Below are 25,220 nucleotides of genomic sequence, written 5' to 3' on the forward strand. Positions count from 1 at the left end.
CCTCAATTTCCCGTGCTCCGCGGTATAGAGAATACGGCGTTAAGGGAAAGAGGGGAAAGCGGCAATTTCACCGCCGATTCCGATAGCCCTTGAACCTTTTCGCGCGGTCCCTATAACGCAGGACAATTTGGGCGCATGGGCGGTGCCCCAACTCGCTGACAATCAAAGGAATGAGGCCATGCCGAGAAGAACCGACATCCAGTCGATCATGATCATCGGGGCGGGCCCCATTGTTATCGGTCAGGCGTGCGAGTTCGACTATTCCGGCGCTCAGGCTTGCAAGGCGCTGCGGGAAGAAGGGTACCGGGTCATTCTGGTAAACTCGAACCCCGCCACGATCATGACCGATCCAGGACTGGCCGATGCGACCTATATCGAACCCATCACGCCCGAGGTTGTCGCCAAGATCATCGAAAAAGAACGCCCCGACGCATTGCTACCCACCATGGGTGGGCAAACCGGCCTGAACACATCGCTTGCACTGGAAGAGATGGGCGTGCTGGACAAGTTTGGGGTCGAAATGATCGGCGCCAAGCGGGATGCCATCGAGATGGCCGAAGACCGCAAGTTGTTCCGCGAGGCGATGGACCGGCTGGGCCTGGAAAACCCCAAAGCCACAATCATCACAGCCCCAAAACGCGAAAACGGCAGCACCGATCTGGACGCAGGCGTTCAGATGGCGTTGGACGAGTTGGAAGAGATCGGCCTGCCCGCCATTATCCGCCCGGCCTTTACCTTGGGTGGCACCGGCGGTGGTGTGGCCTATAACCGCGAGGACTACATCCATTTCTGCCGCACGGGCATGGATGCCTCACCCGTCAACCAGATCCTGGTCGATGAATCCCTGCTTGGCTGGAAAGAATTTGAAATGGAGGTGGTGCGCGACACCGCCGACAACGCCATCATCGTATGTTCCATCGAGAACATTGACCCGATGGGCGTACACACCGGTGACTCGATCACTGTGGCACCGGCGCTTACACTGACCGACAAAGAATATCAGATCATGCGCAACGGCTCAATCGCCGTTCTGCGTGAGATCGGGGTCGAGACCGGTGGATCAAACGTGCAGTGGGCAATCAACCCCGATGATGGCCGGATGGTCGTGATTGAGATGAACCCGCGCGTATCGCGTTCCTCGGCGCTGGCGTCCAAGGCAACCGGTTTCCCGATTGCCAAGATCGCGGCGAAACTGGCCGTTGGGTATACTCTGGACGAGCTCGACAATGACATCACCAAGGTCACGCCCGCGTCGTTCGAGCCAACCATTGACTATGTCGTCACCAAAATCCCGAAATTTGCGTTCGAGAAATTCCCTGGCTCGGAACCCTACCTAACCACCGCAATGAAATCGGTGGGTGAGGCAATGTCGATCGGCCGCACAATCCACGAATCGATGCAGAAGGCGCTGGCCTCGATGGAATCCGGGCTGACAGGGTTTGATGAGATTGAAATTCCCGGCTTGAATGTAGGGCTCTGGGACGAAGCTGACGACAAGGCCGCCGTGATCAAGGCGATCAGCCAGCAGACCCCGGATCGCTTGCGCACCATCGCTCAGGCCATGCGCCATGGTCTGTCGGATGATGAAATCTTTGGCGTCACAAAGTTCGACCCCTGGTTCCTGGCCCGCATCCGCGAGATCATTGAGGCCGAGCGCGCCGTGCGCAAAGACGGTTTGCCAGTGACCGAGGACGGCATTCGCAAGCTCAAGATGTTGGGTTTTACTGACGCGCGTCTGGGCAATCTGACCGGCCGGGACGAGACCAATGTTCGCCGTGCCCGCCGCAATCTGGGCGTCGCCGCCGTGTTCAAGCGGATTGATACCTGTGCGGCCGAATTCGAAGCACAAACACCCTATATGTACTCGACCTATGAGGCCCCGATGATGGGAGACGTCGAGTGTGAAGCACGGCCCTCGGATCGCAAAAAAGTCGTCATTCTTGGCGGTGGCCCCAACCGGATCGGTCAGGGGATCGAATTCGATTATTGCTGCTGCCATGCCTGTTTCGCGCTGACTGAAACTGGTTATGAAACCATCATGATCAACTGCAACCCCGAGACGGTCTCGACCGATTATGACACTTCGGACCGCCTGTATTTTGAGCCGCTGACTTTTGAACACGTCATGGAAATCCTGACGAAAGAACAGGAAAACGGTACTTTGCACGGTGTTATTGTTCAGTTCGGCGGTCAGACCCCGCTAAAGCTGGCCAACGCGCTGGAAGAAGAAGGCATTCCGATCCTGGGCACCACGCCCGACGCAATCGATCTGGCGGAAGACCGGGAAAGGTTCCAGGCGCTCGTCAACGATCTGGGATTGAAACAGCCCAAGAACGGGATTGCCTCGACCGACGCACAGGCACTTGAAATTGCAGAAGAGATCGGCTTTCCGCTGGTGATCCGCCCGTCGTATGTTCTGGGTGGTCGTGCCATGGAAATCGTGCGCGACATGGATCAGCTGCGGCGCTACATCAACGAGGCTGTGGTGGTCTCGGGTGACAGTCCGGTGCTGCTGGACAGCTATCTGTCCGGCGCAGTTGAGCTGGATGTGGATGCCCTGTGCGACGGCACCGACGTGCATGTTGCGGGCATCATGCAACATATCGAAGAGGCCGGCGTACACTCGGGCGACTCTGCATGTTCACTGCCGCCATATTCGCTGTCCAAAGAGATCATTGGCCAGATCAAGGATCAGACGTTCAAACTGGCCAAGGCGCTGAACGTTGTAGGCCTGATGAATATTCAGTTCGCAATCAAGGATGACGAGATCTATCTGATCGAAGTGAACCCGCGTGCCTCGCGCACCGTGCCCTTCGTCGCCAAGGCCACCGACAGCGCCATTGCCTCGATCGCAGCGCGTGTCATGGCCGGTGAAAAGCTGGCGGATTTCCCGAAGCGTCCACCCTACAAAACCGTCGACGACACCAAGATCGCCGATCAGATGACACTGGCCGATCCGGATATGCCGTGGTTCTCGGTGAAAGAGGCCGTGTTGCCATTCGCCCGCTTCCCCGGTGTCGATACCATATTGGGCCCGGAAATGCGCTCAACCGGTGAAGTGATGGGCTGGGACCGTGACTTCCCACGAGCCTTCCTCAAGGCGCAGATGGGCGCTGGCATGGTGTTACCCGCATCGGGGCGCGCCTTCATCTCAATCAAGGATGCCGACAAGACCCCGGCAATGCTTGAGGCGGCGCAGGTTCTGGTCGAGCAGGGCTTTACCTTGGTCGCAACGCGCGGCACTCAAAGCTGGTTGGCGGACCAGGATGTGCCCTGCGATGTGGTCAACAAGGTCTATGAGGGACGCCCTGATGTCGCGGACATGCTCAAGGATGGTCAGGTTCAACTGTTGATGAACACAACTGAAGGCGCACAAGCGGTCGAGGACAGCAAATCCATTCGTTCCATCGCGCTGTATGACAAAATCCCTTACTACACCACTGCTGCCGCAAGCCACGCCGCCGCGCTGGCAATCAAGGCACAGGCCGAAGGGGATGTTGAGGTCAAGTCGCTGCAAGGCTAAGCGCGCGCCACACAATCGATAAAGCAAAACCCCCGGTCGATGGCCGGGGGTTTTTCATTTAAACAATGGCTTGCGGGTGCGCGTGCTTTCGCCTCTCTTCCCGCTGAAAGAACACCATGTAGAACACCGGCGCAGCCACCATCGTCAGGATCGTGGCAAAGGCCAGACCGCCCATAATGGTCACCGCCATCGATCTAAAAAACGCATCCGTCAGCAAAGGCGCCATCCCCAGAATGGTGGTGATCGCCGCCAGCATGACCGGCCGCAGACGCGAGACCGAGGCCTCTATAATCGCCTCGTGCAAGCCTTTGCCGGATTCGCGGACCAGATCGATTTCCTCGACCAGGACGATGCCGTTTTTGATCAGCATCCCCGACAGGCTGAGCAGACCCAGCAGCGCCGTGAAGGTGAACGGCAGGCCCGTGCCCAACAAACCGATCACGACCCCGTTCACCGACATCGGCACCAGCAACCAGATGATGATCGGTTGGCGTATTGCGTTAAAGATCAGCACTGATATCAGCACCATGATCAACAGGCTCAGAGGCAGCTGGCGCCCCAGACTTTCATTGGCCTCGCCTGCATTTTCGAACTCACCACCCCACTCCATGCGATAACCTGCGGGCAGGTCCATTTCTTCGATGGCCTGACGCACCTCGGAATGGACTTGCGCTGCGGTCATGTCCGGCGGGATGTCGGCCCCGACTGTGATGGTCAGCACGCGGTCACGGCGATGAACCAGCGTATTCAGCGCCTTGTATGCGAACCCATCGACCATCTGCTCAATGGGAACGAACCTCTCTGACTGGTCCGAATAGACCACCTGATCCACAATCGAGTAGGCCCCGTCTGCCGGGCGTCGCAGAATGATCGGGATCAGACGATCACGTTCGCGGAAAACACCGCCGGTAATTCCATCGGTTGAGAATTGCAGCGTAGCCGCAATGTCTTCGCGGGTGACGCCAGCGGTCTGGGCACGTTCGGTCGCATAGATCGGTTGAACCGCCAGTTCCTGTTCGCGCCAGTCGTGATAGACGTTCAGCGCGTTGGGTGAAGCGGCGCGCATTTTCAACACGGCCTCGTCAGCCAACTGACGCAGAACCGCAGGGTCACTGCCCGAGAACCGCGCCTGGATCGGATCCCCGCCGCCGGGGCCAAAGATCAAGCGCTTTGTGCGGAACGTTCCCTCCGGGAACTGAGCTGATCCAAATGCGTCCAGGTCCGCCTGCAGCACTGGAATATCGTCCAGAGTTTCCGTGCGAATGATCATGTGTCCATAGCTGGGGTTTGGTTTTTCTGCCTCATAGGTCAGCAGGAACCGGGTTGCGCCCTGGCCGACAAAAGTAGTCACCGAGACGACGTCCTCACGCTTGGCCAGCCAATCTTCGAACACCGTCATATCGGCAGCGGTGCGGGCGATGGGTGTGCCCTGTGGCAGATTGTAGTGTGCAAAGAACAGCGGCGTGTTCGAGTCAGGGAAGAACTGCTGTTTGACCAGCGCAAACCCGGCGAAACAAACAACTGTCACACTCACAAGCGCGGCGATCACCAGCCAGCGAAAGCGCAAGGCCCAGCGCAGAATATGACCGTAAACGCGGAACATGACCCCACCATAGGCATCCACTGCGCCTTCTTTGCCCTGCTGAAAAAAGTAGTGCCCCAGCATCGGCGTCACCGTCAAAGCCAGAACCCAGCTCAGCAACAACGAGATCCCGATCACCGCAAACAACGAGAACATGAACTCACCCGTTGCATCCGGGCTAAGGCCGATGCCTGCAAAGGCCATGATCCCAATGACCGTAGCCCCCAGCAATGGGATTTGCGTCTTTGATGCAGCCTCGTCCGCTGCATCGCGCGAATTCTTACCGCGCAGCATGGCGATTTGCATGCCCTCGGCCACGACGATGGCATTGTCTACAAGCATACCCATGGCAATGATCAGGGCTCCTAGCGAAATCCGCTCCATCTCGATCGAGAAGATCGACATGAACAACAGCGTTCCCACTACGGTCAGCAACAGGGTCGAACCCACGACCACAGCCGCGCGCCATCCCATGAAAACCGCCAGCACGGCCACCACGATGGCGACCGACATCGCAAGGTTCACCAGAAAGTCGTTCGAGGCCTGCTCGACCACCACATGCTGTTGATAGATAGGGAGGATCTCGACTCCGAACGGAATTTGTGAGTCCAGTTCGGCGAATTTTTCATCAGCGCGTTTGCCGACCTCGACGATGTTTTCACTCGACAGACCCGCGACCCCCAGCGTGAACGCTTCGCTGCCGTTAAAGCGGATCATGACCTCGGGGTCGGTCTGGCGGCCCCGATACACATTCGACATGTCGAACAAGTTGATAACCTGCCCCTGCGATCCGACGGATAGGCCGGCAATTGCGGAAACGGTGTCAGACCCTTCGGCCGTCAGAATCGTTGTGCGGCCATCGTCTGACCGGACAGACCCCGATGCATTGACGGAATCTGCGTTGGCAATCGCCTCGTTGATAGCTTGCAGGGGGACGTTCTGGTTTACGGAAATAGCCAAATCGGGTTCAACAAAGATTGCCTCGTTCGGCAGACCCTGAACCTCAACATCCGCGACACCGTCTACCGTCAGCAACTCGCGCCGCAGGAACGTGGACAATTCGTGTTTTTCGGCGTCCGAAAATCCATTCGCAGTCACTGCGTAAAACAGCCCGAACACATCGCCAAACCCGTCATTGACAAAAGGCTGCTCGGCACCAGACGGCAAAGCTCGGGATGCATCACGCACTTTGGCGCGCAGTTTGGTCCAGATCTCGGGCAATTCAGTTCCGTCATAGGTGGATTTGATTTCAACCTCAATCAGCGAGAAACCGGGCTGATTGATCGAGGTGATCGTGTCGACTTCGCCCATCTGCTGAATGGCAGATTCCAGAGGCTCGGACACTTCAAGGGCCACCTGTTCCGCAGTGGCGCCGGGATATTGGGTGGCGATAACGGCGTTTTTGATGGTGAAGGCAGGATCTTCCAATCGGCCCAACGACAGGAAACCCCAGATACCCCCAAACAGGGCAATCACGATGACCAGCCACGTGTAAATCGGCCGGTCGATAGAGGCGCGTGCGATGTTCATCTGTCAGCCCCTCAGTTCGCAAAACCGACAAAGCGGCTGACCGTCTGACCGTCGGTCAATGCAGCCCCACCGGCCACCACGATCTCATCCCCGTCCGACAAGCCGCTGAGCATGCGCACGTCACCGGTTTGGGTCGGCTCAATCGTGACCGGGACCCGGCGCACGGTGCCTTCGTCTGCCCCAGCCGGCGAAAACACCATGACGCCGATTGCACCTTCGGCATCTGCGACAATGGCAGTGTTTGGGATGACGATGCCGGTCTGGTTGTCCTGCACTTGAACATTGACCGTCACTGAGGACCCCGGCAGGATTTGCAGCCCCTCGGGCGGGGTCAGTCCGAACTGAATGCGGAATGTCTGGCCAACACTTGAGGATTCGGCGTCGAATTCGCGTATTTGCAGCGGGAAAACCTCGTCACTGACCGGGAACTTGGCGGTGACTTCAATGTCATTCTGCCCACCCGACCGCTGAAACAGAATCTCAGGTACATCTACTTCTATCCGCAATTCTGACATGTCGTGGATTCGCACAATGGGCGTTCCAGAGGCAACAGTTGTGAACGCCTCGACCGAGCGGCTGGAGACCAACGCATCAAACGGCGCGGTCAACGTGGCCTGCTCAAGATCGTATTCGGCATCACGCACGGCAATCTGAGCCAGCTGCGCGGCGGTTTCCGCGTCATCCACAGCCACCTGACTTGCGGTCGTGCCACGTAGGCGTGACAGTCGGGCCAGCGTCCGGTCGGCCTGTTCCTTTTGCAGAATGGCCCGGTCATGGCGCCGCTGGAACGGCTCAAGGTCCAGTTCGGCAATCAGCTCATCCTTGGGGATCACAAAGCCTTCGGTCACCGGCATATCAACGATTTGACCGGCCACCTGAAAGGCCAGATCAACCGTCTGACGTGCCGCTACCCGGCCAAAGAACTGGCGCGAAAACCCTGGTGTGGTCTCTTGCACCACAATCAGTTTCACCGGTTTGATGGCCTCTTCAGCCACAGCAGACGTTGCAAATACGGTCAGAGCGACGCTCAGAACAGAGAAGATTTTCATTTCTTCAATCCCTCGGGAATTCCAGTTTTCATTATGCTTTCCCGGATTTTCCGGGCCAGTCGTGCGAACTCAGCAGTCTCGGCGGGGGTCAGCCCCGAGGCGCGTTGAAACAGGGCCCCCGCCTCTGTCACCAGCATTTGGCGCATCTCAAGGCCTTTCTCGGTCAGAACCAACAACCAGGCACGCCGATCCTCGGGGTCGCTTTGACGGGTCAGATACCCCGCCTTTTCCAGCGCATCTGCGGTTGAGGTGATCGTAGACGGAACCGTCAGCATATCTGACGCCAGAACACCCATGCGCTTGGGCTGATCCAGCTTGATAAGCATGTGGCATTCCTGATGGGTCAATTCCATTTCGATGCAACCAAAGCTTTCTTCCAGCTTCCAGTACAAAGCATACACCCCCATCATCGCCTGCATTTCCGGGCTGAGGCGCTCAATCAGTGCGCTGTCATCATGTGTCATGGACCGAATCCCTGTGAGATCGTGACCTCGCATATACTTCGAAAAATGAACTATTCAAGAATTGAAGCTGATTTATTGTGAAGTTTGATCTTCCCTCGGGTCAATATCACTTGAACAAACCCGTCTGTGTCTGCATTTTGGGCAAATCCGAAAAACTCAGGTCAAATCATGTATACGCCAGCCATCACCGGTACCGGTGTTTTCACGCCAGAAAGCGTCATCACCAATGCTGAACTTGTTGCAGCGTTCAACGCTTATGCCGACAAGGTCAATGCTCAGAACGCTGATGCCATCGCCGCAGGTGAGACGGAACCGATGCAGCATTCCTCGGAAGAGTTCATCGTCAAGGCCTCAGGGATTGAAAACCGGTATGTGATGGACAAGACCGGCGTGCTGGACCCGGATGTGATGCACCCCTCGCTGCGTCAGCGCAGCGATGACGAACCGGGTGTTATGACCGAGATGGCCGTGGACGCCTGCAAAAAGGCGTTGGAACAGGCGGGACGCCGCGCCGAGGATGTTGATCTGGTGATCTGCGCCGCCTCGAACCACGAACGCGCCTATCCCGCGGTCGCTATCGAGATCCAGCAAGTCCTGGGCATTGACGGTTTTGGGTTCGACATGAATGTCGCCTGTTCGTCAGCCACTTTCGGCATTCAGGCGGCGGCCGACATGGTCCGCTCGGGTTCGGTCCGCTCTGCGCTTGTGGTCAATCCCGAGATATGCTCCGGCCATCTGGAATGGCGGGACCGCGATTGTCATTTCATTTTCGGGGACGTCGCCACCGCAACATTGATTGAACGGATCGAAGACGCCAGCGACCCGCATTTCGAGATTCTTTCGACCCGCTGCGCCACGTCCTTTTCCAACAACATCCGCAATAACAATGGCTTCCTGCGTCGCTCACGCCCCGATGGGGTGGTTGACCGGCGCGACATGCAGTTCATGCAGAACGGCCGCAAGGTGTTCAAGGAAGTGCTGCCCATGGTCAGCAAACACATCTCGGATCACATGGACGCCGAAGGGGTGACAAGTGACGACCTAAAGCGTCTGTGGCTGCATCAGGCCAACAAGGCGATGAATGATTTCATCGGCAAAAAAGTTCTGGGCCGCGAGCCGGAAGCAGGTGAGCAGCCCAACATTCTGCAGGACTACGCCAATACATCCTCGGCCGGATCGATCATTGCCTTTTCCAAATATTCCAATGATCTGACGGACGGAGATGTCGGTCTGATCTGTTCGTTCGGCGCAGGCTATTCAGTTGGGTCGGTAATTGTGAAGCGGCACGGGTAAGCGCCGGGCGCTGTCCAGGCTCTACCCACCTTCGACGGGTCAGAGTGATTTGTTAGTAAGGGCAATGCTTTAGAGAAGGGGCAAACGCCTCATAAATCTTTTCCTTTTGCGCGTCGGTTGGCTCTAAAGCCTCCCGAAATCCCGACTTGGCCTTGGTTTTAATTCCACTGTAGGGAAACCCGAGTTTAGCCGATATTTCAGTAAGTTCGTCATGAAGGGATTCGTATCTGACGATACGATCGACGATAAGCTGGCCATCCGCATCCACGTATTTTTCCACATCCATCGGGAACCCACCTCGTTCAACATATGCGTCCCAGGTCAACTCGCTGTTCCCCTCACCATGATACGGGCTGTTTTTGAGCATGGAGTAATGGCTGATGCATTTGCTGACAGGTTCACGTTCCACACAAAACTTGAAGTACGAGTTGAAAATTTCCTCGCCGATGATGTCCCGTACGAGGCTGGCACTCATATGGTTGCGAAACTCAGACTGTCCTTGCAGATCCGATGCGGGACCAAGGTCATAGTTCCTTGGCTCATGACCGGCAACCGGGGGGCGAATAGGCGTAACCACATCTCGTTTACCCATGAATTTACTCAAGTCCACTTCGGTTGAAGTCCCCGCCGTCTTGGCCGTCTTGATAAAAATGAACTGATACTTGTGGCTCAGTAGCATCTATTCGAATTCTCCTAAGTGAGTGCTTGCGATCGAAAGCGCTCAAGCCTCAGCCTTGTTCCACAGGTTTTCGGGACCGGCAAGAAATGCTGTTACGAGTCCACGCAATCAGCTTTCCCGGTGATTCCCGAATTTACGCTGTCCAATACATTGGGCGCCCTGCGGTTCACAATCGAATCCTTGGGTTTGCAAGCCAAACAGCGTCAACCTTAGCTGACGCTTTCCTCTCCCAGATGCAGCTTCATCTCAATCAGAACCTGTTGCAGCAGGCTGGTTTCCCTCAGCAAGCGCTTGGCTTCGTTCACGGTGATGATGCCGTCTTCGATCGCGGCCTGGTATTCAGTCATCAGCATGGCAAACCGCTGGCTCAGCGCGATAACGTCCGAATTCACCCCACCGGTGCGCGGGTTGTCAGTATTTCGGCCGTCGTAAGACAGCGTGATGTTTTTAAGGTCCGCCAGCGCTGAAGTGACATGAGGAAAGTTCGCCACGGCCTCAAGCCGCGCCACGGCATCGACGGGCATGAACCGGTCCGTGTGTTCGGTGTTGTCTGAATAATACCGGCCCAGTGTCGCCTTGGACTTGCCAGTGATTTCGCACGCGGATTCGATTCCGACATCCTTAACCAACGCTTCAGTGTGCTTTTTCAGATAGGCCCCGATATCTGCCATATTTTTACCTTCTCTGCCGCCTGTACCCACAACATCTGCCTCTGTGGGGGAAAGGGAAATGAAAATTCCCATACTCGATTCATAATTGAAATGTCATATGTTGGCTATCCCTCAGATATGCAGGGGTTTTGTGAGTGAGTGGCGGCGGTTTACGCCGGTAATGAGTGTTCGCGGGGCAGAATTGTAACCTCGTGTTGTTACGGCCGCACGTTGGCCGGCAACGTCACCGTTGTGGACGCGGAGGTTCCATCCCCATTGAGCCTACGCTCTGCCTCTGCAACCACAATGGTGACGTCGTTTCTTTTGATTTTTGACATCTTGCCCGCAAGGAGAGGTCCATTTAGACCCGGGTACATGGCAAAGCTCTATTTCAATTACTCTACTATGAATGCAGGCAAATCGACCGTATTGCTGCAGGCATCGCACAACTACCGCGAGCGTGGCATGGACACTTACCTGATGACAGCGGCGCTGGACGGGCGTGCTGGCACGGGGAAAATCGCCTCTCGCATTGGCATCTCTGCCGACGCCGATACGTTCGGGCCTTCAGACGATGTGTTTGCGATGATCGAACAGCGCATGAACCAAAGCCAGATCACTTGTGTCTTTATTGATGAGGCTCAGTTTCTGACCCAGGATCAGGTCTGGCAGCTGGCCCGTGCTGTGGACGATCTGCGCGTGCCAGTGTTGGCCTACGGGCTAAGAGTGGATTTTCAAGGGCATTTGTTTCCCGGCTCGGCGGCCTTGCTCGCCTTGGCAGATGAGATGCGCGAGGTGCGCACCATCTGCAGATGCGGGCGCAAGGCTACTATGGTGGTTCGTCAGGACGAAAACGGCACAGCCATCACCGAGGGTGCGCAGGTGCAGATCGGCGGAAATGAGACTTACGTCTCGCTCTGCCGCAAACACTGGCGCGAGGCGGTCGGCCGCTAAACCGGGTTTGGCAACGGGCGACCAGCGACAAAGGCCGCCACATTGTCCAACGCCATATGCCCCATATCGGCGCGCACTTCTTCGGTCGCGGTGCCCAGATGCGGCAGCAGGGTCACGTTTTCCATATCGCGCAAGGCCTGCGGTACGGCTGGTTCGAACTCGTACACATCCAGACCTGCGCCTGCGATCTGATGTGCCTGCAAGGCTGCGATCAGGGCTGTCTCATCCACGACCTCTCCCCGTGCGATATTGATCAGGATGGCCGATGGGTTCATCGCCTCCAACACCTTTGCATTGATCAGGTGGCGTGTTTCGGCCCCGCCCGGCACAGCGAGGATCATGAAATCGACCGCGGCGGCCAGTTCATTTAGCTCAGGGATATATTCAGCAGGAAAATCCACGTCCTTTGGGCTGCGTGATTGGTAAGCCACCTGCATCCCGAATCCAAAGTGACAGCGCCGCGCGATGGCCTGACCGATACGGCCCATGCCAACGATGCCAACACGCTTACCGGTGACGTGATGACCCAGCATCTGAGTTGGATGCCACCCCTGCCACGCGCCTGCGCGCACCAGCCGCTCACCTTCACCTGCGCGTCGAGCTGTCGTCAGCAGCAACGTCATCGCGATATCTGCCGTGGCATCGGTGACGGCTCCGGGCGTATTGGAGACCGCAACGCCAGCAGCACGTGCCGCATCCACATCGATGTGATTAAATCCCACCCCGAAATTTGCCAGCAACTTGCAGCGCGGCGCAGGAATTTCGGCAAATACCTGTGCCGAGAACAGATCTCCGAGGGTTGGCACCACGATATCGAACTCGGACAACGCACGCAGCATTTCGCCCTGCGCCAGAGGCAGGGTGTTGTCACGAATTTCTACGTCAAACTCGGCACGGGCGCGAACTTCGACGCTTTCAGTCATTGGTCGGGCGATCAACAGCCGCATCAGTGCATCCGCCCGCCGGTGGGGACGTCGCCATCCGGCCCGATCAGCACGATCTCCCCCTGTTCATCCGGCAGGCCCAGCACCAGGACTTCGGACATAAACTTGCCGATCTGGCGCGGCGGAAAGTTAACCACTGCCATCACTTGCTTGCCGACCAAAGACGCCGGATCGTAATGCGCGGTGATCTGGGCCGAGGTTTTACGCTCCCCAATAACGTCGCCAAAATCGATCCACATCTTGATCGCGGGCTTGCGCGCCTCGGGGTACGGTTCGGCCCGAGTTACTTCACCCACACGGATGTCGACCTTAGCAAAGTCGTCGAATGAAATCTCACTCACGAGACAGCTCCTTGGATCGCTCGGTTGCCGCTTTGACCGCGCGGTGCAGTAGATCGGGAAACCCCTGGTCTTCATGCATCAGAACCTCAAGCGCGGCTTGAGTGGTCCCGTTGGGAGAGGTCACGTTGATGCGCAATTGCGACGGGTCCTCATCAGCAGCCGCTGCCAACGCCCCTGCCCCCGCGACTGTGGATTTGGCAAGCTTCATCGCCAGATCATGCGGCAAACCCTGTGCCTGCCCGGCTGCAGCCAGCGTTTCGATCAGGTGAAAGACATAGGCCGGACCAGACCCGCTGAGGCCGGTGACGGCGTCAATCTGCGTTTCGTGATCCAGACGAACGGTTTCACCAATGGCCGACAGCAGGGTCTCAGCCAGCGCAACATCTGCGTCAGCGGTCACTGGGTTACCGATCAACGCGGTGATTCCCTGCCGGATCGCCGCAGGCGTGTTTGGCATGGCGCGCACGATCGGAGTACTTTCACCCAGCACGCCTTCGAACGTGGCAATCGACGTGCCCGCAGCGACCGAGATGAAAAGGCTTTTGCCACCGCCCAACGCTTTGATCGCAGGCAAAGCATCACCCATCATCTGCGGTTTCACGGCGACAAGTACTACTGCCGGGGTCTCAGGGAGTGGCGTGTTGATGTTAACGCCCTGTGCCTTCAGCCAGTCCGAGGGATTCGGATCAATCACCCAGACCGCTGACGCAGGAAGACCATGCTCTAACCATCCGGCGAGCATGGCCGATCCCATCTTGCCGCATCCCAGAAGCACCAGCCCCTGTTCGGCGACACGTGACATGTCCATGATTGCCCCTCCGCTTAGACATCGCTTTGGGGCAAAGGTTTACGCGCGGCCGTAGGCCTCTGCAATGGCGACTTGCATTGCGTCTTCGGGGGTACGGTTGCCCCATGTGACGAGTTGGATCGCCGGGTAATAGCGTTCGGCGCTCAGCACTGCTGCGGTGATCATCGTGTCGATCTGCTCCGGGCTGGCCATCTGCCCGCCGGCCAGAACCAGACCATAGCGGTAGACCATCAGCTTTTGGTTGGCCCAGTAGGTGAATGCCCCGGCCCAGCACTGATCATTCATCTTGTTCAGCAGCTCATACAGGATGGTCTCGCGTTCTGACGGCGGCTCCATCTCGAACGAGCAAACCATGCGCAGCGTCTCGTCATAGTTGGACCAGGCCAAAGTGATCGAATATGTGCGCCACTGCCCTTCAACAGCCATCGCAATCTGATCATCTCCGATCCGGTCAAAGTCCCAGTCGTGATGTTCAGCAAGATGTTCAACAATATCGATAGGATGAAGGTCTTCTTCCAGAAACTGTTCGGAAAGGGCCATAACGTCACCTCACTACTCTCTAGCATTTTGGGACTGGCAGCGCCCCAGCACTAGTTGCCTGCTCTACAAGCCGGGCTTCCCCCAAAGACTTGTACTAAATATGGTGCGATGTGGGTGGTGGTCTGGCAACCCCATTTGTTGGGGATAACAGCAATAAGTTGTGGACAGTTAGCAACGGCGATCAAAATATTGTCACTGCGTGTCGCTTTGTCTTGATTAAATTCTGCGACCCGTCAAACTACACCGCACGCACAACCCGATGCCTCGGGTTGCGCGGCAGATAACTTGTCCCAAAAAAATCTGAAACCGTCGAAACGCTGGCGCGTTACTTGTCCAGTTTCGCTTCAAGCGCCGCGATGCGCGCTTCAAGCGCTGTATTCTCTTCGCGCGCTTTCTGCGCCATCGCACGGACAGCATCGAATTCTTCGCGCGTGACAAAGTCGCGGTCGGCCAGCCAGCGGTCGATCATCGACTTCATCGCGGTTTCGGCCTCTTCCCGTGCGCCCTGGGCAACACCCATCGCGTTGGTCATCAGTTGAGATACGTCATCTAGAATCTTGTTGCGGGTTTGCATGGCTTTACTCCGATATCGCGGTTTGTCTCTATATGGGTAAAGATTGGCTCGGGCTCAAGGTTGACTTGCCCCGCAAACCCCGGGCAATGAGACGCACATGCAGGCTGTTCTAAATTTCCCCGATCTGTCGCCCGAATTGTTCTCGATCTCAGTGTTCGGGTTCGAGTTCGCCCTAAGGTGGTACGCGCTGGCCTATATCGCCGGTATTCTGATCGCATGGCGGTTGGGGGTAATGGCGCTAAAACGTCCCGCCTTGTGGCCGGACAACAAGCCGCCGATGCAGGCCGCGCAACTAGAGGATCTGATCACCTGGATCATCTTGGGCGTGATTCTTGGTGGACGGCTGGGGTTTGTCCTGTTTTATCAGCCCGGCTATTATCTTTCGAACCCGATTGAGATTCTAAAGGTCTGGCAGGGTGGCATGGCCTTTCATGGCGGATTGCTGGGGGTCGTGGTCGCTTCTTACCTTTATGCGCGGCGCTATCAAATTCCGGTTCTGTCCATGGCAGATCTGATTGCGCATACAGTACCACCGGGGTTGTTGCTGGGGCGGCTGGCAAATTTCATCAATGCTGAGCTTTGGGGTCGGCCCAGCGAATTGCCATGGGCCGTCGTGTTTCCAGGCCCGGCTGCACAGGATTGCCCTGGTGTCTTGGCCGGAATGTGCGCGCGACATCCTTCACAACTATACGAAGCCGCGCTGGAAGGGTTGCTGCTGGGGGCGTTGCTTTTGTGGTTGGCCTATCGGCGCGGCGCGTTCCACAGACGTGGTCTGATCTTGGGGATATTCCTTGCAGGTTATGGCGCCTCACGTTTTTTCGTCGAATTCTTCCGACAGCCCGACGCACAGTTCATAACGCCCGGTAACCCACTGGGGCTGGCGCTGCATGTCGGTGGTCACGGCCTGACTATGGGACAATTGTTGTCGCTGCCCATGATCGCGCTTGGGCTGTGGTTTGCCCTGCGTGCGCGTTCCACGCAATGAGCCTGACGGATCACCTGTTGGCGCGTATCGCTCATGACGGTCCGATAACTGTTGCCGACTATATGACCGAATGTCTGCTGCACCCGACACATGGGTACTACACCACGCGGGACCCGCTGGGCACGCAAGGAGATTTCATCACAGCCCCGGAAGTGAGCCAGATGTTCGGCGAACTGATCGGACTTAGCCTTGCACAAAGCTGGCTGAATCAAGGCCACCCTGACCACTTTGTTCTGGCCGAGCTCGGGCCGGGTCGCGGCACCTTGATGGCTGACATCCTGCGGGCCACGCGCAGCGTTCCGGGCTTTCACGACGCGGTCGAGGTTCTGCTCCTGGAAGCTTCGCCTACCCTGCAGAACCTTCAGGCACAGACGCTGAAAGACTACGCGCCGCACTGGATCGACTCCGTCGCCGACCTGCCCGAATCTCCGCTGTTTCTGGTTGCTAACGAATTCTTTGACGCTTTGCCGATCCGCCAGTTCCTGCGCGATGGGGACAGCTGGCGCGAGCGGCTGATTGGTGTGGAAGATGGCGCGCTGGCCTACGGGCTTGGTCCGCGGGTCCCGCAGATTGCGTTGAAGCACCGGCTGGACGACACACAAAACGGCGACCTGGTCGAACTTTGCGCGGCGGCGATTCCGATCATCACCGTGATCGCGGGGCGAATCGGCACTCATGGCGGAGCTGGATTGATTGTGGACTATGGTGATTGGCATTCGCTGGGCGATACGTTTCAGGCCCTCAAAGCGCATGAGCGCGCCTACCCGCTGGCGGCGCCAGGCCAGTCCGATTTGACGGCGCATGTGGATTTCGAACCCCTGGCACTTGCTGCCCGCGCTGCCGGGTGCGCCTATACACGACTGACGCCACAGGGCGTGTTTCTGGAACGGCTAGGGATCAGCACCCGCGCGCAAGCTCTGGCCGCGCCACTCGGCGGGTCTGAGCTTGATACGCTGGTCAGCGCACATCGCCGGTTGACGCACCCTGATGAAATGGGAAACCTGTTCAAAGTGCTGGGCCTCTACCCATCGCCATCCTCACCGCCACCGGGACTTGAGCCATGACATTGGAAATTCTGACTTCGGATATGTTGTCGCCTGTGCGTCACGGGTTCTTCAGCCGCCGCGGCGGCGCCTCTTCCGGGGTTTTTTCAGGCCTCAACTGTGGCTACGGCTCATCCGATCAGACCGAGGCGGTCTCGGTCAATCGGACCCGTGTGGCCAACGCAATGGATGTTTCCCCCGAGGCGCTGATCAGTGTTCATCAGGTCCACTCACCCACTGTTTTGACGATCGATAGCCCGATCAACGACGACAAACCCAAAGCGGACGCAGTGGTGACGGCATCCCCGGGGCTGGCCCTAACGATTCTCACGGCGGATTGTCAGCCGGTTCTTTTTGCCGACGCACAAGCAAATGTGATCGGGGCGGCGCATGCCGGATGGCGCGGCGCCCTGGATGGCGTGCTTGAGGCGACGCTTGACGCGATGGAGGCACTGGGTGCAAAACGCGAAAATACAGCGGCTGTAATCGGGCCCACAATCTCTCAGCAGGCTTATGAAGTCGGGCCTGAATTTCTGGACGATTTCGTCGCAGACTCAGCTGAAAACCTAAGGTTTTTCGCAAACGGAGCCGGGGACAGGCTGCAATTCGACCTGCCCGCTTTTGGGCTGCACAGATTGCGACAAGCCGGGATCGGACAGGCGGAATGGACGCGCCACTGCACCTATTCGGATCCAGACAGGTTTTATTCGTATCGCCGGGCGACCCATGCGAAAGAAGCAGACTATGGCCGCCTGATTTCTGCCATTAAATTATAAGCCTCGCCCCAATTGTGGCGATATGGCCGCTTTTTCGCCACATTTAATGTGTCTATTTGAGTCGGAACAATTTGATTTTTATTGTCCTCTCTCAGGTGTTTACTAGTTGGTGCTTCCTCAGAGTGTGACAGCTTTAAAGAAGAGGAAATGAACGGCTTCGGTAGTCCTGAATTCATCCCCTGCTAGCCTTATCACCGCCGTATTGGTCGGCCAGGTTACGGCTTATAGGGACCAGGGGCATCAGACCCCAAACCAGCAGGATGATAAAATGAAGCCAAAATCTCGCTTCCTTAATTCGGTGGTCGAGGCCACCAAAGAGAACGAACTGGAGATGCCCTGGAAACGGGTTTCCAGTAACTCGGTCAGAGTTGCGCGCCGGCTGGCAACGCGACGCTGATCACTAAGGCCCGGGGAACCAAGCTGCCGGTTCCCAGAGTCAAGACGCGCAACGGAGGGCTGCTCCGATCCGCTGTGCGACCAGCCGCAAGTTTTTGCGCGGCATGGGTTCGGAGCGTGTGTGCGTAGGTAATTTTCGCCTGCGTTTTTACGAGTTTGTCTGGGGGGTCAATGTGTTGACCATTAGTGTGCAAGGTATATTCGCGATGCGCGACCGGTTTTGGTCGCGGCTCTGTGGTAACCCTTCTCATTCAAGACAAAGAAAAACCGATCGGGCGGACCTACACAGGGGTTCAGTCTGCCTGAACGGATGTTAGAGGGGTCGGAATAACCATGACTATTCCATATTCTTTGTCGCGCGCTGCCAGAAATGCCGTTGGAACTTCGGTAGTTCTGCGCGATGCGCCAAGGCCAACAACAAAGCAAAAGGCGCAGTTGCGCCGCTATGAAGTCAGTACACTGATGAAAAACGGGGAAATTGCGCAGACGCGCCATATTGCCCCCGCTCTGCCTGTATTCGAGGATGCGTTCTGCGCTTTCACACGTGGGTCGCTGGTGGAAACGGAAAGCGGTCCGATGGCAATCGAGGACCTGCTGCCCGGCGACACCGTGCTGACGCAGGATGGCACATCCGAAACTGTCGTGTGGAAAGGGTCAGTGACTTTGATCCCGGGGCGCGTGGATTCCAGGGGCCGAACACGCCCGCTGACACGGATCATGGCAGATACGTTCGGGATGCAAAAACCGCTGTCCGGCGTGATTGCTGGCCCGTCTGCACGACTGGTAGGCACGCCCGGCCATCTGCGCCACATCCACGGCGACGATCAGGTTTTGACCCCGGTTCATGAGTTTCAGGACGGGATGAGTGTTATCGAGACACTGCCACCGACGCCCATCGAACTGTTTCATATCTGCCTGAAACGGCATTCAGTCATTCGGGTCGACGGGTTGCAATTCGAATCCTACCATCCCGGTATCAACGCGGTGCGCAGGATCAGCCATTCGCTACGGTCGATCTATCTGAACCTGTTCGCGCATGTCGATTCGCTGAACGATTTCGGCCCACTGGCCATGCCGCGTGCCGGCGACGGCGAGATGGACGCACTGACAGCCTAAGACCGAAGAAACTGCAATGTGGGGGCATTATGCAGCTGATAATAAGTTGGGTACTTTCGCTGATGGTGGCAGCCTTCTTGCCACCATCAAAACAACAATCAAAGCGGATGATGTTTACGCCGTCCGGCTCATTCGTTCTTCCAGAACGTCAAAAGGTACGCCGGGTTCGTCTTTTGCGCCGCGGATAACAAGCGATGTCTTGACGCTGGCCACGTTCGGCGTGGTCAGCAATTCGCCTGTCAGAAATTGTTGGAAACTGCTGAGATCCGGCGCGACGCATTTCAGGATAAAGTCCACCTCGCCATTCAGCATGTGGCACTCGCGAACCAGCGGCCATTCGCGGCAGCGTTCCTCAAAAGCGCTAAGCTCCGCTTCGGCTTGGCTTTCCAGACCAACCATAGCAAAGACCTGAACCTCGAACCCGAGTTCGCGTGAGTTCACCTCGGCGTGGTAGCCGCGGATCAGGCCGGATTCTTCCAAAGTACGCACACGCCGCAGACACGGCGGCGCCGAAATACCGACGCGTTTTGCCAGCTCGACGTTGGTCATACGACCGTCAGCCTGCAATTCCGCCAGAATCATGCGGTCAATCTCATCCAGCCGAGTCGCGACCATCAAATGCTCCTGATTTTTTCGGTTGTTATATCAGCACCCGGAAGATGCGCAATAATCTTTCGTGCTTGCGCAATATTGTTTATTTTCAATGTTCTTTTTTTTGCGCTCTGCGCCGCGCGCATAGCGGATACAAATCCGGAAGGGGCTTTAAGCCCCGCCCGGTGGTCGCTATATCCATCCGTCAGGGGCCGCGCGCCCATATCAGGCAGATCAAGCTGGGGGTACCATGGCCGAAACACGACACACCAAGGTTCTGATCATCGGATCGGGACCGGCCGGTTACACTGCGGGCGTTTACGCCAGCCGTGCGATGCTGGAACCGATTTTGGTTCAGGGCATCGAGCCCGGCGGTCAGCTGACCACCACCACCGAGGTCGAGAACTGGCCCGGTGATACCGAAGTTCAGGGTCCCGACCTGATGGTCCGCATGCAAGACCACGTCAAAGCGATGGGCTGCGAGGTGATTGGCGACATCATCAGCGATCTGGATCTCAGCAAACGCCCGTTCACCGCCAAGAGCGACAGCGGCACCACCTACACTGCCGACGCGGTCATTCTGGCCACTGGCGCACGCGCCAAATGGCTTGGTCTGCCCTCGGAAGAAAAGTTCAAGGGTTTTGGCGTCTCGGCCTGCGCCACCTGTGACGGTTTCTTCTATCGCGGGCAGGAAATCGTGGTGATCGGTGGCGGCAACACCGCTGTCGAAGAGGCACTGTTTTTGACCAATTTTGCCAGCAAGGTCACGCTGATCCACCGTCGCGATGAACTGCGTTCCGAGAAGATTCTGCAGGATCGTCTGTTTAAGAACGACAAGATCGAACCCCTGTGGTTTCACGAATTGGATGAAGTGGTCGGCACTGACGCCCCGCTGGGCGTCGAAGGCGTACGCGTCAAGAACGTGAAAACCGGCGAGATCAGCGAGATCCCCTGCAAAGGCGTCTTTGTCGCCATTGGCCATGCCCCGGCCAACGAATTGGTCAAGGATTCGCTAGAGACCCACATGGGCGGATACGTGGTCACCAAGCCAGGTTCGACTGAGACCTCGGTGCCCGGCGTTTTTGCAGCAGGCGATCTGACCGATCACATCTATCGCCAGGCCGTCACCAGCGCCGGGATGGGCTGCATGGCGGCACTGGATGCCGAACGTTTCCTGGCCGAGCAGGAATAATCCAATGCTGGAATTCTCTGGTCCGGTCTGGAGAATTCTGTTTCAATCCAAGGCAAACGCCCCTTTGGCCCCTGCCCGGGCGCCAGAGGGGCGTTTTCACCATTCGGGACAAGTGGCGCTTTATGCGTCGCTCAGCCCAGAGGGAGCCGGAATTGCAATCCGGCGTTACGTGTCGGGCGGTGATCCCCAACGGGTTCTGCAGCGGGCAAAGGTGACAATGGCGCAGATGGTTGATTTGCGCGGCCAGCCCGAAGTGTCGATTGTCTGGCAGGACATTTTTGACCGGCAGGGGAATTCTCCGACATGGAAGTTTTCAGACCAAGCGCGCGACACAGGCGCTGATGGGGTGATCTACAGCTCACGCTCTCGCCCGGATCTGAGCCATTTGGTTCTGTTCACCACATCGCCGGCGCGAATCCGCACCGATGGTCCACCGTCAAACTGGTTGCCGCCATACACAACCATAGCTTGACCGCTGCGCGACGCCGTATCAAACTCGTGGCAAGGAAAGCGAACGCAGGTGATCTGATTGAATAGTGTTCTGTGGCAAGGCAGCTGGGCAACCCGGCTGAGGATCGGTAGTGGCCTGATCCTGTTCACTTTTGCGATCTTCCATTTCATCAATATCGGGCTGGGCTTGTTTCATACCGATTATCTGCATGGCATGCAGGATGGGCGCAAGGCTGTAACCCGGCACGACGTCACGAGCGTGATCCTGTACGTCGCCTTGCTTTTTCATTCCGGTTTGGCGCTGTATTCTATCAGCAAACGCAGAACCCTGCGGATGCCCTTTTCGACCGGGTTACAGGTGGTTCTGGGGCTACTCATCCCACTGCAGCTGATCTCTCACATCGTTCAAACTCGTTATGCGCATGAGGTGTTCAACGTAAATGACGAGATGGGTTACATCATCATCTTGATGTGGCCCAGCAACGTAATCTGGACCCAAAGCCTATTACTGCTGCTGGTTTGGATACATGGCTGCATTGGCTTGCACATGTGGTTGCGTCTAAGCCGCTGGTGGTCAAAGACGGTGCCTTATTTGATCGGTCTGGCCGTGTTCATCCCGTCTTTTGCGCTGGCCGGGTTGCTGACCGAGGGACGGCGCCTGTGGACGGATTTCGCTGATCCGTTTTTGCGCGACCAATATATTGAACACTATAACTGGCCTACGCCCGAAGAGTTTCAGGCCCTGTTCAGCGTCAAAAACAACGCCCTGTTGGCCTTCTGGATCGCTTTGGGCGTATCCCTTGCAGTCTATGTCTTACGCAAGCTTTGGCGCAGGCGGCACTCGGTACGCGTCAAATACGTCGAAGGCCCCGAAGTCGTGGCCGAAAAAGGCATGACGCTGCTTGAGATTTCGCAGGCCAATGGCATCCCGCATACTGCGCTGTGCGGAGGCAAAGGGCGTTGTACTACTTGCCGCGTGATAGTTGAGGATGGCGCTGCCAATCTGCCCGATCCCAGCCCGACCGAGGCCCGCAGCCTTGCCGCCGTCAGTGCACCCGAAGGGGCACGTCTGGCCTGCCAAATCCGACCGACCGAGCCGATAACGGCCTTTCGCATGTTCCGGTCTGGTGGCGGGCGCAACCGGGCCCATGCCAGCCAGGGTCAAGAGAGGCAACTGGCAGTTCTGTTCCTGGACATGCGCGGATTCACGGCGCGCACCACTGGCCAGTTGCCCTATGATATCGTTTTTCTGCTCAACCGGTTTTTCGACGCAATTGTCCCTGCGATCACAGCTGATGGCGGCGTGGTCGACAAATACATGGGCGACGGGCTGCTGGCCGTATTCGAGACGTCGGATGCCAAAAGCTCGGCCCGGGCCGGGCTACGGGCGGCCGCTGATGTCAGCCGGGCGCTGGACATCTTCAACCGCCAACTTGAGGCCGAAGGCAGCCCCCGTATTCGCATTGGCATGGGCCTGCATCTGGGTGATCTGGTTCTGGGTGAGATCGGGGCCGCAGGAAATGCTGCACGCACAATAATCGGCGACGCAGTGAATGTAGCCAGCCGTCTCGAAGCGGAGACCAAGGCGCTGGGGGTCGAGCTTTTGGTCTCGGCTGAATTGTTGCAAGAGGCAGGTCATGACGGTGATATGAGCGGCCTGCGATCCTTTAACCTGCGCGGGGTGACCCGCCCGATTCCCGCTCTGCCCGTCCCAAGTGCTGCAGAGCTTGGGACCGAGATGGCCGCATAGGAACGCATTTACCTTTTCAAGTCGAATTGCCGCCCATCTGCGGGATTTTGACCGTAATATGTCCTGATTACTGGAAAATCCTTCCATTCCGGAGAAAAACCGCGCATATCGTCCTTTGTTTCATGACTGTATATGGACTTTGACCACTGGCCGGGGCAAACGCCCCGCAAACGCCCTTGAATCACCGGCAAACCTCACTTCGACAAGAGTATTCCAATGACGATGTTAAGCAACCTGACTCCGATCCCTGAACTGTATGTTTCGTACGAGTCGGCGCAGAAATTGAAAGTAGAAGCTGCCGATCTGACTAGCTGGGACCTGAGCCCGCGCCAGATCTGCGACCTTGAACTGCTGATGAATGGCGGGTTCAACCCGCTCAAGGGCTTCTTGTCCGAGGCGGATTACGACAACGTCGTCGAAAACATGCGTCTGGCGGATGGCACCCTGTGGCCGATGCCGATCACGCTGGATGTCAGCGAAGACTTTGCCGACAAGATCGAGCTGGGTCAGGACATTGCCTTGCGTGATCAGGAAGGCGTCATTCTGGGCACCATGACCGTGACTGATCGCTGGACACCAAACAAAGCGCGCGAGGCCGAAAAAGTTTTTGGCGCTGATGACGATGCGCATCCTGCTGTAAACTACCTGCACAACGTCGCGGGCAAAGTCTATCTGGGTGGACCCATAGTCGGCATTCAGCAACCCGTCCACTATGACTTCCGTGCCCGCCGCGACACCCCGAACGAGCTGCGCGCCTATTTCCGAAAGTTGGGCTGGCGTCGCATCGTGGCCTTCCAGACCCGCAACCCGCTGCACCGCGCGCATCAGGAACTGACCTTCCGCGCCGCGAAAGAGGCACAGGCCAACCTGCTGATCCATCCGGTTGTCGGCATGACCAAACCAGGCGATGTTGATCACTTCACCCGCGTCCGCTGTTATGAGGCGGTTCTGGACAAATACCCGGCCTCGACCACGTCGATGTCGCTGCTGAACCTGGCAATGCGCATGGCCGGCCCGCGCGAAGCGGTCTGGCACGGACTGATCCGCGCCAATCACGGCTGCACCCACTTCATCGTTGGCCGTGACCACGCTGGCCCCGGCAAGAACTCTGCCGGCGAGGATTTCTATGGCCCATATGACGCGCAAGACCTGTTCCGCCAGTTCCAGGATGAGATCGGCGTCGAAATGGTCGATTTCAAACACATGGTCTATGTGCAGGAACGCGCCCAGTACGAGCCCAATGACGAGATCGAAGACAAAGACAATGTCACGATCCTGAACATCTCGGGCACCGAACTGCGCCGCCGTTTGCGCGAAGGTTTGGAAATCCCCGAATGGTTCTCGTTCCCGGAAGTTGTGACCGAGTTGCGCCGCACTTCACCGCCCCGCTCGGAGCAAGGTTTTACCGTATTTTTCACCGGCTTCTCTGGGTCCGGCAAATCCACTATCGCCAACGCGCTTATGGTCAAGCTGATGGAGATGGGTGGTCGTCCGGTCACGTTGTTGGACGGCGACATCGTGCGTAAGAACCTGTCGTCGGAACTGGGTTTCTCGAAAGAGCATCGTGACCTGAACATCCGCCGCATTGGCTATGTCGCCAGCGAGATCACCAAGAATGGCGGTATCGCCATCTGTGCCCCGATCGCGCCTTATGCCACCACCCGTCGTGCAGTGCGTGAAGATGTCGAAGCGTTCGGCGCTTTCTGCGAGGTCCACGTGGCCACCACTATCGAAGAATGCGAACGCCGCGACCGCAAGGGCCTGTATAAGCTGGCACGCGAAGGCAAGATCAAGGAATTCACGGGCATCTCAGACCCTTATGACGTGCCTGCCAAACCCGAGCTGAGCGTGGAGACCGAGAATGTTGACGTCGACAACTGCGCCCATCAGGTTTTGCTCAAGCTGGAAAGCATGGGCTTGATCGCCGCGTCGTAAACCCAAAGAGTGGTCGCAAAAAAGGGCAGCGCTGATGCAAAGCGCTGCCCTTTTT

General features: G+C 57.3%; 23 protein-coding genes. 12 read left to right on the plus strand and 11 right to left on the minus strand.

Annotated elements, in window-relative coordinates; genetic code table 11:
* Positions 1–178 precede the first annotated feature (178 nt).
* Positions 179–3,523, plus strand: coding sequence for a carbamoyl-phosphate synthase large subunit (gene carB, locus SJY13_RS09125; RefSeq protein ID WP_377190298.1), 3,345 nt, complete (start codon positions 179–181; stop codon positions 3,521–3,523).
* Between the two features lie 58 nt (positions 3,524–3,581).
* On the opposite strand, the gene SJY13_RS09130 is transcribed toward carB, so the two are convergent.
* The 3 genes from SJY13_RS09130 to SJY13_RS09140 are packed head-to-tail and all read right to left on the minus strand — an operon-like array spanning position 3,582 to position 8,148.
* The gene (locus SJY13_RS09130) at positions 3,582–6,635 is read right to left on the minus strand and encodes an efflux RND transporter permease subunit (RefSeq protein WP_377190300.1); all 3,054 of its coding nucleotides are present in this window, start codon (positions 6,633–6,635) and stop codon (positions 3,582–3,584) included.
* 11 nt (positions 6,636–6,646) lie between these two features.
* The gene (locus tag SJY13_RS09135) at positions 6,647–7,684 is read right to left on the minus strand and encodes an efflux RND transporter periplasmic adaptor subunit (protein WP_377190302.1); all 1,038 of its coding nucleotides are present in this window, start codon (positions 7,682–7,684) and stop codon (positions 6,647–6,649) included.
* The gene (locus SJY13_RS09140) at positions 7,681–8,148 is read right to left on the minus strand and encodes a MarR family winged helix-turn-helix transcriptional regulator (RefSeq protein WP_377190304.1); all 468 of its coding nucleotides are present in this window, start codon (positions 8,146–8,148) and stop codon (positions 7,681–7,683) included. The genes SJY13_RS09135 and SJY13_RS09140 overlap by 4 nt, the downstream gene beginning before the upstream one ends.
* A 168-nt stretch (positions 8,149–8,316) precedes the next feature.
* Between SJY13_RS09140 and SJY13_RS09145 the strand changes: the two genes are divergently transcribed.
* A complete protein-coding gene (locus SJY13_RS09145) occupies positions 8,317–9,441 on the plus strand; it encodes a beta-ketoacyl-ACP synthase III (protein WP_377190306.1) in 1,125 nt (374 codons plus the stop codon).
* Between the two features lie 52 nt (positions 9,442–9,493).
* Here SJY13_RS09145 and SJY13_RS09150 read toward each other — a convergent pair whose 3' ends face one another.
* Together SJY13_RS09150 and SJY13_RS09155 are read right to left on the minus strand one after the other, a co-directional pair.
* Positions 9,494–10,120 carry a hypothetical protein gene (locus tag SJY13_RS09150; RefSeq protein WP_377190308.1) on the minus strand — a complete coding sequence of 209 codons (627 nt, stop codon included), beginning with the start codon at positions 10,118–10,120 and terminating at the stop codon, positions 9,494–9,496.
* Positions 10,121–10,329: 209 nt separating this feature from the next.
* Positions 10,330–10,791 (minus strand): hypothetical protein, encoded by a 462-nt coding sequence (locus SJY13_RS09155; protein ID WP_377190310.1) that lies wholly within the window; start codon positions 10,789–10,791, stop codon positions 10,330–10,332.
* 354 nt (positions 10,792–11,145) lie between these two features.
* Between SJY13_RS09155 and SJY13_RS09160 the strand changes: the two genes are divergently transcribed.
* Positions 11,146–11,724 (plus strand): thymidine kinase, encoded by a 579-nt coding sequence (locus SJY13_RS09160; protein ID WP_377190312.1) that lies wholly within the window; start codon positions 11,146–11,148, stop codon positions 11,722–11,724.
* Here the strand turns inward: SJY13_RS09160 and SJY13_RS09165 are convergent.
* The 5 genes from SJY13_RS09165 to SJY13_RS09185 form a co-directional block, all read right to left on the minus strand.
* Positions 11,721–12,671 carry a 2-hydroxyacid dehydrogenase gene (locus SJY13_RS09165; RefSeq protein ID WP_377190314.1) on the minus strand — a complete coding sequence of 317 codons (951 nt, stop codon included), beginning with the start codon at positions 12,669–12,671 and terminating at the stop codon, positions 11,721–11,723. The genes SJY13_RS09160 and SJY13_RS09165 overlap by 4 nt on opposite strands.
* Entirely contained in the window at positions 12,671–13,009 is a 339-nt protein-coding gene (locus tag SJY13_RS09170; protein WP_377190316.1) for a tRNA-binding protein, read from the minus strand. Before SJY13_RS09170 ends, SJY13_RS09165 begins: the two co-directional genes overlap by 1 nt.
* Complete coding sequence (proC, locus tag SJY13_RS09175; RefSeq protein ID WP_377190318.1) at positions 13,002–13,817, minus strand: pyrroline-5-carboxylate reductase; 816 nt, start codon at positions 13,815–13,817, stop codon at positions 13,002–13,004. Before proC ends, SJY13_RS09170 begins: the two co-directional genes overlap by 8 nt.
* Before the next feature lie 39 nt (positions 13,818–13,856).
* Positions 13,857–14,357 (minus strand): type III secretion system chaperone family protein, encoded by a 501-nt coding sequence (locus tag SJY13_RS09180; RefSeq protein WP_085821383.1) that lies wholly within the window; start codon positions 14,355–14,357, stop codon positions 13,857–13,859.
* 325 nt (positions 14,358–14,682) lie between these two features.
* Positions 14,683–14,931, minus strand: a complete 249-nt coding sequence (locus SJY13_RS09185; RefSeq protein ID WP_085821384.1) for an accessory factor UbiK family protein — start codon at positions 14,929–14,931, stop codon at positions 14,683–14,685.
* A gap of 97 nt (positions 14,932–15,028) precedes the next feature.
* Between SJY13_RS09185 and lgt the strand changes: the two genes are divergently transcribed.
* The 5 genes from lgt to SJY13_RS09210 all read left to right on the plus strand — a co-directional run bounded on the left by lgt (position 15,029) and on the right by SJY13_RS09210 (position 19,247).
* On the plus strand, positions 15,029–15,916 hold the full coding sequence (lgt, locus tag SJY13_RS09190; protein WP_377190321.1) for a prolipoprotein diacylglyceryl transferase: 888 nt from the start codon (positions 15,029–15,031) through the stop codon (positions 15,914–15,916).
* On the plus strand, positions 15,913–16,980 hold the full coding sequence (locus SJY13_RS09195) for a class I SAM-dependent methyltransferase (RefSeq protein ID WP_377190323.1): 1,068 nt from the start codon (positions 15,913–15,915) through the stop codon (positions 16,978–16,980). The genes lgt and SJY13_RS09195 overlap by 4 nt, the downstream gene beginning before the upstream one ends.
* Positions 16,977–17,735: a peptidoglycan editing factor PgeF gene (pgeF, locus tag SJY13_RS09200; RefSeq protein ID WP_377190325.1), complete on the plus strand. Its 759-nt coding sequence runs from the start codon at positions 16,977–16,979 to the stop codon at positions 17,733–17,735. Before SJY13_RS09195 ends, pgeF begins: the two co-directional genes overlap by 4 nt.
* A 268-nt stretch (positions 17,736–18,003) precedes the next feature.
* Positions 18,004–18,132, plus strand: coding sequence for a hypothetical protein (locus tag SJY13_RS09205; RefSeq protein WP_377190327.1), 129 nt, complete (start codon positions 18,004–18,006; stop codon positions 18,130–18,132).
* 332 nt (positions 18,133–18,464) lie between these two features.
* Positions 18,465–19,247 carry a Hint domain-containing protein gene (locus SJY13_RS09210; RefSeq protein ID WP_085821389.1) on the plus strand — a complete coding sequence of 261 codons (783 nt, stop codon included), beginning with the start codon at positions 18,465–18,467 and terminating at the stop codon, positions 19,245–19,247.
* A gap of 114 nt (positions 19,248–19,361) precedes the next feature.
* Here SJY13_RS09210 and SJY13_RS09215 read toward each other — a convergent pair whose 3' ends face one another.
* Positions 19,362–19,862 carry an Lrp/AsnC family transcriptional regulator gene (locus tag SJY13_RS09215; protein ID WP_085821390.1) on the minus strand — a complete coding sequence of 167 codons (501 nt, stop codon included), beginning with the start codon at positions 19,860–19,862 and terminating at the stop codon, positions 19,362–19,364.
* A 226-nt stretch (positions 19,863–20,088) separates the two neighbouring features.
* On the opposite strand from SJY13_RS09215, the gene trxB reads away from it, so the two are divergent.
* The 4 genes from trxB (at position 20,089) to SJY13_RS09235 (ending at position 25,165) form a co-directional block, all read left to right on the plus strand.
* A complete protein-coding gene (trxB, locus tag SJY13_RS09220; RefSeq protein WP_377190329.1) occupies positions 20,089–21,030 on the plus strand; it encodes a thioredoxin-disulfide reductase in 942 nt (313 codons plus the stop codon).
* 4 nt (positions 21,031–21,034) lie between these two features.
* Positions 21,035–21,502 carry an RES family NAD+ phosphorylase gene (locus tag SJY13_RS09225; RefSeq protein WP_377190331.1) on the plus strand — a complete coding sequence of 156 codons (468 nt, stop codon included), beginning with the start codon at positions 21,035–21,037 and terminating at the stop codon, positions 21,500–21,502.
* A 57-nt stretch (positions 21,503–21,559) separates the two neighbouring features.
* A complete protein-coding gene (locus SJY13_RS09230; protein ID WP_377190332.1) occupies positions 21,560–23,230 on the plus strand; it encodes an adenylate/guanylate cyclase domain-containing protein in 1,671 nt (556 codons plus the stop codon).
* 216 nt (positions 23,231–23,446) lie between these two features.
* Positions 23,447–25,165 (plus strand): bifunctional sulfate adenylyltransferase/adenylylsulfate kinase, encoded by a 1,719-nt coding sequence (locus tag SJY13_RS09235; protein ID WP_377190333.1) that lies wholly within the window; start codon positions 23,447–23,449, stop codon positions 25,163–25,165.
* Positions 25,166–25,220: the final 55 nt, after the last annotated feature.

The organism is Ruegeria meonggei (assembly GCF_042768335.1).
Taxonomy (GTDB): domain Bacteria; phylum Pseudomonadota; class Alphaproteobacteria; order Rhodobacterales; family Rhodobacteraceae; genus Ruegeria; species Ruegeria meonggei.

What these genes read in the sequence shown, in the direction of transcription:
- SJY13_RS09225 (WP_377190331.1), top strand. Translation starts at nt 21,035, where the DNA reads ATGCTGGAATTCTCTGGTCCGGTCTGGAGAATTCTGTTTCAATCCAAG.
- SJY13_RS09180 (WP_085821383.1), bottom strand. Translation starts at nt 14,357, where the DNA reads ATGGCCCTTTCCGAACAGTTTCTGGAAGAAGACCTTCATCCTATCGAT.
- SJY13_RS09145 (WP_377190306.1), top strand. Translation starts at nt 8,317, where the DNA reads ATGTATACGCCAGCCATCACCGGTACCGGTGTTTTCACGCCAGAAAGC.
- proC (WP_377190318.1), bottom strand. Translation starts at nt 13,817, where the DNA reads ATGGACATGTCACGTGTCGCCGAACAGGGGCTGGTGCTTCTGGGATGC.
- lgt (WP_377190321.1), top strand. Translation starts at nt 15,029, where the DNA reads ATGCAGGCTGTTCTAAATTTCCCCGATCTGTCGCCCGAATTGTTCTCG.
- SJY13_RS09215 (WP_085821390.1), bottom strand. Translation starts at nt 19,862, where the DNA reads ATGGTCGCGACTCGGCTGGATGAGATTGACCGCATGATTCTGGCGGAA.
- SJY13_RS09135 (WP_377190302.1), bottom strand. Translation starts at nt 7,684, where the DNA reads ATGAAAATCTTCTCTGTTCTGAGCGTCGCTCTGACCGTATTTGCAACG.
- SJY13_RS09160 (WP_377190312.1), top strand. Translation starts at nt 11,146, where the DNA reads ATGGCAAAGCTCTATTTCAATTACTCTACTATGAATGCAGGCAAATCG.
- carB (WP_377190298.1), top strand. Translation starts at nt 179, where the DNA reads ATGCCGAGAAGAACCGACATCCAGTCGATCATGATCATCGGGGCGGGC.
- pgeF (WP_377190325.1), top strand. Translation starts at nt 16,977, where the DNA reads ATGACATTGGAAATTCTGACTTCGGATATGTTGTCGCCTGTGCGTCAC.
- SJY13_RS09235 (WP_377190333.1), top strand. Translation starts at nt 23,447, where the DNA reads ATGACGATGTTAAGCAACCTGACTCCGATCCCTGAACTGTATGTTTCG.
- SJY13_RS09130 (WP_377190300.1), bottom strand. Translation starts at nt 6,635, where the DNA reads ATGAACATCGCACGCGCCTCTATCGACCGGCCGATTTACACGTGGCTG.
- SJY13_RS09140 (WP_377190304.1), bottom strand. Translation starts at nt 8,148, where the DNA reads ATGACACATGATGACAGCGCACTGATTGAGCGCCTCAGCCCGGAAATG.
- SJY13_RS09185 (WP_085821384.1), bottom strand. Translation starts at nt 14,931, where the DNA reads ATGCAAACCCGCAACAAGATTCTAGATGACGTATCTCAACTGATGACC.
- SJY13_RS09155 (WP_377190310.1), bottom strand. Translation starts at nt 10,791, where the DNA reads ATGGCAGATATCGGGGCCTATCTGAAAAAGCACACTGAAGCGTTGGTT.
- SJY13_RS09165 (WP_377190314.1), bottom strand. Translation starts at nt 12,671, where the DNA reads ATGCGGCTGTTGATCGCCCGACCAATGACTGAAAGCGTCGAAGTTCGC.
- SJY13_RS09195 (WP_377190323.1), top strand. Translation starts at nt 15,913, where the DNA reads ATGAGCCTGACGGATCACCTGTTGGCGCGTATCGCTCATGACGGTCCG.
- SJY13_RS09210 (WP_085821389.1), top strand. Translation starts at nt 18,465, where the DNA reads ATGACTATTCCATATTCTTTGTCGCGCGCTGCCAGAAATGCCGTTGGA.
- SJY13_RS09205 (WP_377190327.1), top strand. Translation starts at nt 18,004, where the DNA reads ATGAAGCCAAAATCTCGCTTCCTTAATTCGGTGGTCGAGGCCACCAAA.
- SJY13_RS09150 (WP_377190308.1), bottom strand. Translation starts at nt 10,120, where the DNA reads ATGCTACTGAGCCACAAGTATCAGTTCATTTTTATCAAGACGGCCAAG.
- trxB (WP_377190329.1), top strand. Translation starts at nt 20,089, where the DNA reads ATGGCCGAAACACGACACACCAAGGTTCTGATCATCGGATCGGGACCG.